Annotated in this window: 8 protein-coding genes and 1 pseudogene; 2 read left to right on the forward strand and 7 right to left on the reverse strand. The window is 34.0% G+C overall.

Going from position 1 to position 12,658, the window contains the following annotated elements; all coding sequences use genetic code 11:
- Nucleotides 1–73: 73 nt before the first annotated feature.
- Nucleotides 74–802, forward strand: a pseudogene (locus NE054_RS04765) (D-2-hydroxyacid dehydrogenase); the annotation flags it as partial.
- Entirely contained in the window at nt 796–2,907 is a 2,112-nt protein-coding gene (locus NE054_RS04770) for a UvrD-helicase domain-containing protein (RefSeq protein WP_297889213.1), read from the forward strand. The pseudogene NE054_RS04765 and the gene NE054_RS04770, both read left to right, overlap by 7 nt.
- On the opposite strand, the gene NE054_RS04775 is transcribed toward NE054_RS04770, so the two are convergent.
- The 7 genes from NE054_RS04775 to NE054_RS04805 all read right to left on the reverse strand — a co-directional run bounded on the left by NE054_RS04775 (nt 2,904) and on the right by NE054_RS04805 (nt 12,529).
- Nucleotides 2,904–3,212 (reverse strand): metal-sulfur cluster assembly factor, encoded by a 309-nt coding sequence (locus NE054_RS04775; RefSeq protein WP_297889215.1) that lies wholly within the window; start codon nt 3,210–3,212, stop codon nt 2,904–2,906. The genes NE054_RS04770 and NE054_RS04775 overlap by 4 nt on opposite strands.
- A gap of 2 nt (nt 3,213–3,214) precedes the next feature.
- A complete protein-coding gene (locus NE054_RS04780; protein WP_297889218.1) occupies nt 3,215–4,486 on the reverse strand; it encodes a dihydroorotase in 1,272 nt (423 codons plus the stop codon).
- Nucleotide 4,487: 1 nt separating this feature from the next.
- A complete protein-coding gene (locus tag NE054_RS04785) occupies nt 4,488–4,754 on the reverse strand; it encodes a hypothetical protein (RefSeq protein WP_297889221.1) in 267 nt (88 codons plus the stop codon).
- Between the two features lie 118 nt (nt 4,755–4,872).
- Nucleotides 4,873–5,586 (reverse strand): signal peptidase I, encoded by a 714-nt coding sequence (gene lepB / locus NE054_RS04790; RefSeq protein ID WP_297889224.1) that lies wholly within the window; start codon nt 5,584–5,586, stop codon nt 4,873–4,875.
- The gene (locus tag NE054_RS04795) at nt 5,574–6,107 is read right to left on the reverse strand and encodes a thermonuclease family protein (RefSeq protein ID WP_297889233.1); all 534 of its coding nucleotides are present in this window, start codon (nt 6,105–6,107) and stop codon (nt 5,574–5,576) included. The genes lepB and NE054_RS04795 overlap by 13 nt, the downstream gene beginning before the upstream one ends.
- Nucleotides 6,108–6,112: 5 nt before the next feature.
- On the reverse strand, nt 6,113–10,519 hold the full coding sequence (gltB, locus tag NE054_RS04800) for a glutamate synthase large subunit (RefSeq protein ID WP_297889227.1): 4,407 nt from the start codon (nt 10,517–10,519) through the stop codon (nt 6,113–6,115).
- Nucleotides 10,520–10,615: 96 nt separating this feature from the next.
- On the reverse strand, nt 10,616–12,529 hold the full coding sequence (locus NE054_RS04805) for a bifunctional diguanylate cyclase/phosphodiesterase (protein WP_297889229.1): 1,914 nt from the start codon (nt 12,527–12,529) through the stop codon (nt 10,616–10,618).
- Between the last annotated feature and the right edge of the window lie 129 nt (nt 12,530–12,658).

Here is a 12,658-nt window from a genome sequence, read left to right on the forward strand (position 1 = left end):
CCAACACAGATGGAAGAGGAAAGAAGACTTTTTTACGTTGCGGTAACAAGAGCAAAAGAAAGACTGTTTTTAACATATAGATATAAACTATGCAAAACAAAAAGGTATAGCTGTAACCAACGTAGCCGGATACTCGACAAACAGCGTAGTTCAGCACACTTTTGGAATGCTATTTTATCTTCTTGAACATTTAAGGTATTACGATGAGTACGTAAAATCCGGAGGGTATGCAAAAAGTCCCATATTTACTCATATAGGAAAACCTTTTTGGGAAATATACGGAAAAACATGGGGAATTATAGGGCTTGGCACAATAGGAAAAAAAGTCGCCCAAATAGCAGAAAGTTTTGGCTGTGATGTGATTTACTACTCAACTTCCGGAAAAAATACAGCTCAAAAATACCCTCACAAAGCTTTAGATGAACTACTTTCCATATCAGATATTGTATCTATCCACGCACCACTCAATGAGTATACAAAAAACCTTATTACATATGAAAAATTAAAACTCATGAAAAAAACAGCAATTTTACTCAACCTTGGAAGAGGTGGAATAGTAAACGAAGAAGATTTAGCAAAAGCTCTTGATGAAGGATTAATAGCTGCAGCTGGTCTTGACGTCTTAGAAAAAGAGCCAATGAATCTAGATAACCCTTTATTGCAAATAAAAAATAAAGATAGACTTTTAATAACACCTCATATAGCATGGACAAGTATTGAAGCTCGCCAAACATTAGTAAAAGAGATATATCTAAACATAGATGCATTTATACATGGAAAACAGAGGAACAGAGTTTGCTAAATGACCCAATTTTAGAAAGTTTAAACGAAAGACAAAAAGAAGCGGTTCTACACTTTGATAGTCCTCTCTTAGTTCTTGCAGGTGCCGGCTCTGGAAAAACTAAAGTGATAACCCATAAAATAATGTACTTAGTCAAAAATTTTAACATTCCACTTCACAGAATACTAGCAATCACATTTACAAACAAAGCTGCCGAAGAGATGAAGGAAAGGGTTGAAAAAGCCCTTGGAGAAAGACCCCAATGGATAATGACCTTCCACAGCTTTGCAGCAAAACTTTTAAGATTTGAAGCTGAAAATGTAGGATACAACAGGAATTTTGTTATCTACGATGAAGATGACAGTAAAAAACTCATTAAAAAAGTTTTAAAAGATTTAAATCTAAACGAAGAGCTTTTAAAACCTGATAAACTAAAAGAACAGATATCCAAGATAAAACAAGAAGAAAATCCGGATGAATACCTTGACCTAATATCTTTTAGTAATCCTCAAATAAAAAACATCTATCAAAAGTACGAAGAAGAGCTTAAAAATAGCAATGCCTTTGATTTTGATGACCTTTTAGTAAAATCTGTTAAGATATTGAAAAATTATCCGGATATATTGCAAAAATGGCAAAACAAGTTTGATTACATCCTCGTAGATGAATACCAAGACACAAACAAAATTCAACATCAACTTCTAAAATTACTTGTAGGAAATAAGTCTACAATTACAGTTGTAGGAGACCCTGCTCAATGTATATACACCTGGAGAGGAGCCCATCCGGAGAATATATTAGACTTTGAAAAAGATTTTCCAAACACAAAGATAATAAAACTTGAAAGAAATTACAGAAGCACAAGAAAAATATTAGATGCAGCAAACGCTGTTATATCAAAATCAAAAGGAAAATGGAAAGCAAAACTATTAACCCTCTGGACTGAAAAAGAGGACGGAGAAGAGATAAAGTTAGTTCCTCTCTTAAATGAAAAAGAAGAAGCTTCGTTTATAGCAAAAAAAATAAAAGAGCTTTCTAACTCTACACCATATAAGGAGTTTGCAGTTTTAGTTAGAATGTCGTTTTTAACAAGGAATTTAGAAGAATCTATGATGTTGTACGGTATTCCCTACCAGATAGTAGGTGGTCTTAAATTCTATGAAAGAGCTGAAATAAAAGATATTCTGGTTTATTTAAGACTTGCTTTAAATCCAAAAGATTATGCAAGTTTTGAAAGGTCTATAACAACTCCTTCAAGAGGAATTGGAGAAAAAGGTTTAGAGTACATAAAAAACAACTACAAAGATAACTGGCTTGAAGCTTTAAAAGAAAGTTTTGATAAATTCAACCAAAAAACAAAGATAAAGATTCAAGAGTATTTAGATTTGATGGACTATGTTATAGAAAATGCAAATAATAATCCAGCACAAACAGCAAAATATATAGTTGAAAAAATAGGTTATGAAGAATACCTACAAAAAGAGTATGAAAAAGATTGGGAAGACAGGTTGGCAAACATAAATGAACTTATAGTTGCTCTTGAAGAGGTAGAAAAATCCGGAAAAACACTAACAGAGTTTTTAGAAGAAACATCACTATCTCAAGCTCAGGACAGTATTCAAGACAGTAATAAAGTAAAGATAATGACGGTTCACGCAGCAAAAGGACTTGAATTCAACACCGTGTTTGTTGCAGGCTTAGAAGAGGGAATATTCCCATCAGGAAGAGCTTTTGACGACCCAACACAGATGGAAGAGGAAAGAAGACTTTTTTACGTTGCGGTAACAAGAGCAAAAGAAAGACTGTTTTTAACATACTCAAAAGAAAGAAGAAGTTTTAGCAACAAACCATTAACAACAAAGCCATCTCAATTTCTGAAAGATATAGAAAAACACATAAAACTCCCTTCCAACATCAAAAAACCTTCATCTAACGTACCAACCTACACTAAAAAGGAAGACAAATATAAACCTACATTTGATGATGATATCAAAGTTGGAATGCTGGTAAAACACGAAATTTTTGGAAAAGGAGTAGTAAAATCAATATCAGGTAAAAACGCGAAAGTAATGTTTGAAAAAGTTGGAGAAAAAACAATAAACGTAGAATTTCTTAAAAAGGCCTAAACATTCCAACCGAGTTTTTTTAGTTTTTCTTTTCCCTCGGGAGAGATTTCTTGAGTTGTCCATACTTTTGTAAAATCAAGATTTATATTTACCTTTTTTATATTTTCTAACTCTTTTAAAAGTTTATTTCTAATATTTTCTGTTATTAAATCAGCTAAAGGACAGTTTGGAGATGTTAGTGTCATTGTTATATTCACTTCATCGTTGTTAATATTAATACTTTTTATTAATCCAAGGTTTACAATATCAAGAGGTATCTCAGGGTCGTAAATATCTTTCATTATTTCGTAAATCTTTTGAACCATTTTTAATCCTTATAAACAATTTTACCGTTATAAAAAGTGTACTTTACTTTTCCAGTTAACTTTCTTCCAAAGAGTGGAGTATTTTTACTTTTTGAGAGTATTGTTTGTTCATTTACTTCCCATGTTTCAAATGGGTCAAATATAGTCAACTCAGCTACTTCACCAACTTTTATCTGTGGAGGTTTTAAACCTATCTTTTTAGCCGGATTAGTTGACATCACTTCTACAAGTCTTGTTAGGTCAATGTAATCTTTTTTGACTAATTCTAAAACAATCGGTAAGGCAAACTGTAATCCTATCATTCCTGGAGGACAAGCTTGTAAGTCTTGCATTTTTTCGTAATGGGCATGTGGTGCGTGGTCCGTTGCTACATAGTCTATAACACCGCTTGCAAGTCCCCATCTGGTTGCTTCTATGTCTTCATGGGTTCTTAAAGGTGGAGAAACTTTTGCTACACAAGAAAAGTCTAAAAATTCCTCGTCTGTAAGGTAAAGGTGATGAGGTGTTACTTCTGCTGTAACTTTTGCTCCCATAGCCTTTGCCCATGCAACTATCTCAACTGATAATTTTGAGGAAATATGGCAAATGTGGACCGGCATTCCTGTTTGAAGTGATAATATACAATTTCTTGCAACCATCGTATCTTCCGCTTCCGGTGGTAGTGGTGGAAGTCCAAGTGCAGCTGCAATCTCTCCTTCGTGGGCTACTCCGTTTTGAGATAGATTTAAATCTTCACAGTGGTCCGCTACAAAGGTACCAAGAGAACCTGCGTACTCCATTGCTTTTCGCATTATGAATGAGTCCATTACTGGAGCACCATCATCAGTAAAGTAAACAGCCCCAGCATCTTTTAATAAAGCCATTTCTGTAAGTTCTTTTCCTTTCCTACCTTTTGTTATAGCACCAGCAGGTAGTACTCTACACAATCCTACTTCTTTCCCTTTTTCTATTACGTATCTTATCAGTGGAACATCGTCTAAGGCTGGCTGTGTGTTAGGCATACAAACAACTGTTGTGTATCCTCCTGCTACCGCTGCTTTGCTTCCGGATTCTATGTCCTCTTTATAGGTCTGTCCTGGGTCTCTGAAATGAACGTGTAAATCAACAAAGGACGGACATACGATTTTTTCTGATGCATCTATAATCTCACATCCGGCAAAAGGTTGAATATCCGGCTCTACTTTTGTAATGATACCTTTTTCTATCAGTATATCAAAATTTCCTTCTAAACTATTTTCTGGGTCTATTACGTATCCGTTTTTTATTAGAATCATTCTACATTTCCTCTAATATTCTATTTAATTTTTCAACTGAATCTGTAAGTATAATTTGTCTATGCAGATTTTTTAAATTATCAACATCATTTATACTGTATATTTTCTTTAGAATCTTTTCTGGTACATTTCCAAATTTTGCTTCTATTGCATCTATAACGAGCTCTCTTGACGTGTTCAATCTACCTTGCTGTAATCCTTTTTCAATTCCTATTTTAAGACCCTTTCCTATTCCTTCCTCTATAAACATATCTAAAAGTGTTTCCATTTTTCCTCTTTGAATCTCTTTTTTAACTTTAAATATAAATATTTTTATCTTTTTTGGCAACTTTAAACATCTGGATTTTTTCTCAATCTGCTTATCAAAGATTTGAGATTCTCATCCATCAGTATATAACCTTTCCAAGCCTACTGATTCTTATTGATGGCTTTTTTAAGTCTATTGAAAAGTATATTACAAATGCCTGTCCTATTACGTAATCATCTGGTACGAATCCCCAAAATCTACTGTCTTTTGAGTTATCTCTGTTGTCCCCCATCACAAAATAACTGTTTGGCGGAACTTTTACTGGTCCAAAGTCTGGACCTATTCCATCTTCTATCTCCATAATGGTATAAGAGTACTCCTTACCGTCGGACCTTACTGTGTATTCTCTGTATCTTTTTACTTTTTCATTTTCTTCCTCGTAGTATCCATCTTCTACTCTTTTCAAAGGTTTACCGTTTATGTAAACGATGTCATTTTTTACTTCTACTACATCCCCTGGTAAGCCTACAACTCTTTTTATAAAGTCTATGGAAGGGTCTTCCGGATATTTAAATACAATCACATCTCCTCTGTCTATTTTTGCTAATCTGTTGTTGTGATGGTAAAAAGTAACGTTTGTAAAAGGAATCCCTATATCCCAGTTTCCATAAACCAGTTTATTAACCAAGATAAAATCACCTACCAATAAGGTTGGTTTCATAGAACCCGATGGTATGTTAAAGGCTTGAACTAAAAATACTCTGACTAAGGATACAACTACAAATATAAAAACGATGGTTTCAACTATGTGTTTGAAGCTTTTTTTATCTTTATTTGACTCTACTCTTTCCATAAACCTAATCCTTTTTCTCTTGCTTCTTTATAACATTTTCTGAATTCTTCCTCGTATTTTACATTTGGTGGAACCGTTAAAGGCATAGCATAACCGTTACATATAATCTCTTTATTCAGCATTCTTCCATCTTGTAAGTAAACGTATGCAAGTAGTCTTCCGTATTTGTCTCTCTGTTGTACGTCAAACTCTAAATAGACTTTATCACCTGGTTTTACAAGTGATGCTGTAAACTCTTTTGCTTTTTTCCCAAGTTCTACAACTGTTTGAGTATCTCCAAGACCTTCTTTTGATTGAATTTCTGCTCTTTTGTTCACTCTACTTTCTGGGGTATCCACTCCTATGAGTCTAACTTTTTCTTCCATACCGTTTAGATTAACAACTATAGTGTCTCCGTCTATCACTCTTACTACTGTGGCTTGTGGTAAGTCTGTTTTAACTCTTTCCTTTTTATCTCCAAAGCATCCTATAACAAAAAATGTTAATGTTAAAAGTATTAAAAGATAGGATTTTTTTACCATATTTATCACTTTTTAACCTCTACTTCGTCTGTTTCGTCTGATGGTTTTTTGACTTCTATTGGAACGACTTTTACAAAGTTGTCTATCTCTTGTTTGAAGTTGTATAGTATTTTTTCCGCTATTTTACTGTCGGTGTAGGATTTGTGTTTTGTCAGTAATCTTTCTATTTGGTCTATATCTTCTTCTTCAAGAGGTAAAACTTCTACGTATGATTTGTTTATTTTTCTGTTAATATCTTCATCTGGAGCGTATATGTAGGCAACTCCACCGGTCATTCCGGCTCCAAAGTTTACTCCTATTTCTCCTAAAATCATAACTATACCATCTGTCATGTATTCACAGCCGTGGTCTCCTACTCCTTCAACTACCGCTACAGCTCCACTATTTCTAACTGCAAATCTCTCTCCCACTTTTCCACTGATGAACACTTGTCCACCTGTTGCTCCGTAAAGGATTGTGTTTCCTGCTATAACGTTTTTATGACTTTCTCCTCTAAACTCCTTAGGTGGTTTTATTATTATCAATCCACCTGCCATTCCTTTTCCTACGTAATCGTTTGCTTGTCCGGTTAGAGAAAGTATCATACCGTGAACACAGAAAGCTCCAAAGCTTTGTCCTGCTGTTCCATGGAGATTTAGTTCTATTTTACCGGTTCTTAGTCCTTTGTCTCCGTATCTCTTGGCTATTTCGTAGGCTATTCTTGTTCCAAAGGACCTGTATGTATTTCTCAAAATGTAGAATCCGGAAAAGTTTTGGTCTTTTTCTATCGCTGGTAAAACATCCTTTAATATTTCAAGGTCAAAAGGTTGTTTTGAATCCGGAATAGGATTAGACTCTTGCATGGACTTTCTTGGTTTTGATGGGTCATAGTCTATTATTACATGGTCAAACTTTATCTTTTTAGCTTTGTAGTGGTCGTGTGGAACTATAGGTTTTAAAAGGTCTGTCCTTCCTACTATCTCATCAAGGCTTCTGTATCCCATATCTGCCAAATACTGTCTTACTTCCTGAGCTACAAATTTAAGGTAATTTATTATATGTTCAGGTTTTCCGGGGAATTTTTCTCTTAATCTTTTATCTTGGGTTGTGATACCTACCGGACAGGTGTTTAGATGGCACTGTCTTGCCATTACACAACCTTCCGCTATCATAAGGGCTGTTCCAAAACCAAACTCCTCCGCTCCAAGGAGTGCTCCTATTATAATGTCTCTTCCTGTTTTTATTCCTCCATCTACTCTAAGTTTTACTCTTGACCTTAAATCGTTATCTATCAAAGCTTTATGAACTTCCGGAAGTCCAAGCTCCCATATCGTTCCTGCGTTTTTGATAGATGATAAAGGAGATGCACCTGTTCCTCCATCGTGTCCAGATATATGGATTATGTCTGCAAAAGCTTTTGCTACTCCGGATGCAACTACACCTATTCCACTTTCTGATACAAGTTTAACAATTATTTTGGCTTTTGGATTTATCATTTTAAGGTCGTATATAAGCTGAGCAAGGTCTTCTATAGAGTATATATCGTGGTGTGGTGGTGGAGAAATCAGAGTGATTCCAGGTTTTGCATGTCTTAAAAATGCTATATAAGTATCTACCTTTTTACCAGGTAGTTGTCCACCTTCTCCCGGTTTTGCTCCTTGAGCTATCTTTATCTCTATCTCTTCTGCTGATATGAGATATTCCGGCGTTACTCCAAATCTTCCGGATGCTACTTGCTTTATCTTACTGTTTTTAATTGTGCCGTATCTTGCTGGGTCTTCTCCACCTTCTCCAGAGTTTGATTTACCTCCTATTGTGTTTAGAGCTTCGGCTATCGTTTCATGAGCTTCTCTACTTAAGGCACCAACAGACATTCCGGCACCAACGAATCTTTTCATTATGGATTCTATAGGCTCTACTTCTTCTATTGGAATAGGTGGTCTATCTGATGATATCTGTAATAAGTCTCTTAGTTCTACAGGTTTTTCTGCGTAAGCAAGCTCTGTAAATGCTTTGTACTCTTCAAGTTTGATTTGCCTTACAGCTCTATGGAGAGATGTTAGAGCTTTTGGATTCCAAGAGTGGAATTCTCCACCTTCTCTTCTATGTCTGTACTCACCACCTACAGGTAGTTCTTTCATCTCTCCAGAAAATGCAGGATTAAATCTTGCTAAGGTTTCTCTTGCTATCTCTACAAATCCAATACCATCGAGTTTTGAAACTGTTCCAGGGAAACATTTATCTATAACTTCTTGTGAGATACCAAGAGCTTCAAACAAACCGGAACCTCTATAACTTTTTATAGTTGCAATACCCATTTTTGACATTATTTTCAGTAAACCTTCGTTTATAGCTTTTTTATAGTTTTTAACAGCTTCTTCAAAGGTTATCTCAAATTTTTTATCTTCTTCTACAAGATTTCTTATAATCTGAACTGCCATATAAGGATTTACTAACGTTGCACCGTAACCTATCAAAAATGCGATAGAATGAGTGTCTCTGACTTCTCCTGAATCTGCAATTATACTGAATCTACTTCTTTTTCCTTTTCTTGCCATATAAGTGTTGACAGCTCCAACTACAAGACCCATAGGGATAGGAGCCCCTTCTATTGATACATCTCTATCGGAAAGGATTATTATCTCTTTGCCGTTGTCTACAACCTCTTCCACTCTTTGGCAAATCTCATCTAAAGTTGGTTCCAAAGCCGTTTCGTATGGTGGAAATATTGTAGGTATTATCTGGACTTTTTCCGGATACGTTTTTATAAGCTCCTGCATCTCGTTATCAAATATGATGGGACTATCAAACACTATCTGGTTTGCATGTTTCGGGGTTTCAAGTAAAAAGTTTTCTTTCTTTCCTACATAAGTTTTTAAAGACATTACTTTTTTTTCTCTTATTGGGTCTATAGGTGGGTTTGTGACTTGGGCAAATCTTTGCTTAAAGTAAGATGCAAGCATCTTTGGTCTTCTTGATAATACGGATATGGGGGTGTCGTTACCCATTGAGTAAGTAGGCTCCGCTCCTTTTAGAGCCATTTCTCTAACAACCATGTTTATCTCATCTTTGTCATAGCCAAAAGTGATAAGTTCTTTTAAAACGTCTTTGTATTCAACTTCCGGAATTTCCTTTGCAGGAATGAATGGAACAATGTTTGACTCTACCCACTCTTTATACTTTTTGTCTTTTATAAGTAAATCTACTATCTCTTCCGAAAAGTAGATTTTTCCACTTTCAAGGTCCAACGCTATTTTATCTCCTGGACCAAGTCTTCCTTTTAGTACAACTTCTTCTTCCGGAAACTCTATAACTCCAACTTCAGATGCCATAAGGATTGTGTCGTTTGTGATTATGTATCTTGCAGGTCTTAGTCCATTTCTGTCTAATTTTCCACCTATTATTTTTCCGTCAGTAAATGCAATCGCTGCCGGACCATCCCAGCTTTCAAAGATACATGCAAAGTACTCATAAAATGCTCTTTCTTCTGGTGTAAGTCTATCGTCGTTCTCCCATGCTCGTGGAACTAAAACATTTATAGCTGTAAGAATATCTTTTCCAGAGTGAACTAAAAATTCTACCGCATTGTCTAAGGAAGCTGAATCGCTATCTGTGTCATTTGTTATTGGTAGTATAACATCAGCTAAATCTCCCCAAACTTCCCTTATATCCTGCTCTTTTGCTTTAAGCCAGTTTCTGTTTGCTGATATTGTGTTTATCTCACCGTTGTGGGCAAGCATTCTAAAGGGATGTGCTAATTTCCAGTTTGGAAATGTGTTGGTTGAGTATCTTTGATGGAATATTGCAAAAGCTGTTTCATAATCTTCATCTTGAAGGTCGTAGTAAAAATCTCTCAATTTTGGAGCTGTTATTAATCCTTTATAAACGATTGTTTTTGATGATAAAGAAGGAATGTAAAAATCTTTGTAATCCGGATTTTGTGCAAGTTTTTCTAATTTTTTTCTTAGTATAAATAAATCTTTTTCAAAGTTTTCCGTTTTTATCCCCTCTTTTGAGATAAAACCTTGGAGAATAGTCGGCTGAGTTCTTTTTGCTATTTCTCCTACTTCACTTTCATTTATAGGAACCTCTCTCCAACCAAGGAATTTAAATTTTTGATTTACTATATTTTCTATATCTTTTTTGATAGTCTCTTCTTTTCCTTTTGGGAGAAAGAAAACACCAACAGCAAAATCTTCTACGGAAGGAGTATCAATACCTATTTTTCTCAGCTGTTTTTGAAAAAATTTATACGGAATTTGGGTTAATATTCCGGCTCCATCTCCAGTCTTTCCATCTGCACTAACAGCACCTCTATGGTCAAGGTTTGAAAGAGATTCAAGAGCATCGTGGAGAATTTTATGGGATTTTATTCCTTTTATATTTGCTAAAAATCCTACACCACAGGCATCTTTTTCTAAAATTTCAGACAATTTTACCACCTCAAAAATTTTTGGTAATTAAATATTTTAATACAAAATCCTATTGTTTGCTTGATTTATTCTACTAAGTCAATAATTTTTTTACGGTTATGGTAAAAAATTTTCCATTGGTTTTGGTTTAGAGAAGTAGTAGCCTTGACCGTAATCTATTCCTATAGATTGAACTATCTTTAAAATTTCTTCGTTTTTTACATACTCTGCAACGGTTTTTATATTCATTTTTTGGCAGAATTCGTTTATCATTTTAACGACTTCTAAGGATACTCTATCGGTTGTTATGTTTTTAATAAGGTTTGCGTCTATTTTTAGATAATCTATATTCAGTCTTAATAGGTACACAAAGTTTGAGTATCCACTTCCAAAATCATCAAGACAGATTGTGTATCCGGATTCTTTTAGCTCTTTTATAGTTTTTAAAATTTCATCGTAAGCTAAAACGTCTTCTGTTTCAACTATTTCAAGCATCATCTTTTTTACTGTAGCGTCCTGTTTAGAGATGTCTAAAAGTATATCCACCGTTGACCTATTTAAAATGTCAGATGGTTTTAGGTTTATGCTGACTTTTATATCCGGATACTTTTTCAAAATATCTAAGTTGTACTCTATAACCTCTTTTGTTAACTGAGAGTATAAGAATGTATTTTCAATTATGTTTAAAAATTTGTAAGGTGGTACTATATTACCTTCTCTATCCTTAATTCTTACCAAAGCTTCGTAATGAGATGTTTTACCGTCTTTTAATGAAACTATTGGTTGGTATAAACATAAAAGTCTCCTTTCTTCTATAGCATCTTTTATTTCGGACACTTTTATTGCTTTTTCTGAAGATTTTATCTCTTCATCGTAAATCTCTATCCGGTTTCTTCCTTTACTTTTTGCTTTGTAGAGTGAAACATCCGCTTTTTTTATCGCTTCATGGAGATTTTTTACTTTATCTGTATCTAAAAAGACACCTATGGACAGTGTGGTTTTTATATAGTCTCTTTCGTTTATTTTAATTTTTAAACCTTCAATCCGTTGTCTTATCCTCTCAGCGATGTTTATGTACATTAATTTATCTGCATTTCTGTATTTTTTTACTAAAATTAAAAACTCTTCGCCACCATACCTTATAACAACATCATCATCTCTTAAAATACTCTTTATACTGCTGGAAACGGTTTTTAAAACTTCATCTCCCACATGATGACCGTATGTATCGTTTATTTTTTTGAAAAAGTCTATATCAACCAACAAAACTACATAATCTTGTATATTTTTTCTATTATCTATCTCTTCCAGATAGTTTCTGTTGTAAACACCTGTAAGTTTATCAGTAAGGCTTCTTTTTTTATAGTAAAGTGTTTTTAATATTCCAATCAATGCTGCTACACTAAGACCAACGATTACTAAAATAGTTATCAGTACAGTATTTCTTAAAGTTTTGATTAACGATTCAATTTCTTTTATTTTTTCTATGGTGTAATCAATAACCAGTATGTATGTTAATCCTTTTTTATCTTTAAATGGAATGTAGAGAGTTAGTCCCAATGTTGAGATATTTTCATGAATTTTGTACTGTGGTTGATTTGTTTTTAAAGCGTTATTCATAACTGGCAGTTCCGATTCTAAAGGTTCAAGTATTTCTAAGGGTTTCATCCTATCTTCTTTTGATGCGTCTAATGTTATGTAAAACCTTCCACCATTCTCATAAAGAATGTAAACGTACTGAGTATTTGGAGTGTTTAAAATTTCTAACAACCGGGTATAGTCTTTATAGACTTTATCGTTAGTTATTTTTGAAATCAAAGGTTCTTGAGTATCATCTGTAATCTTTTCAATAATATTTTTTGCGATAACCGTTTCTTTTTCTAAATCTTTTCTTACAACTATGTCGTTTATTTTTTGCAAATATGTAGGGAAAAGGTAGTATAAAGCTCCTAATATAATCAAACTAAAAAGTGTAATAAGTACACTTGTTTTGTTTTTTTCTATTTCATAGATTAAAAACTTTAAAACCATCGTTCATGAAGGTAAGCAAGATTAAAGTTTTTGTAGTTTTTCGCTTGAAAAGTTGTATAGGTTCATATAGACAATGAGCATCTACCTTGATAAAATAATCAAACAAAATAGGAGGTAGATAAAATGAAA

The organism is Sulfurihydrogenibium sp., assembly GCF_027448985.1.
GTDB lineage: Bacteria > Aquificota > Aquificia > Aquificales > Hydrogenothermaceae > Sulfurihydrogenibium.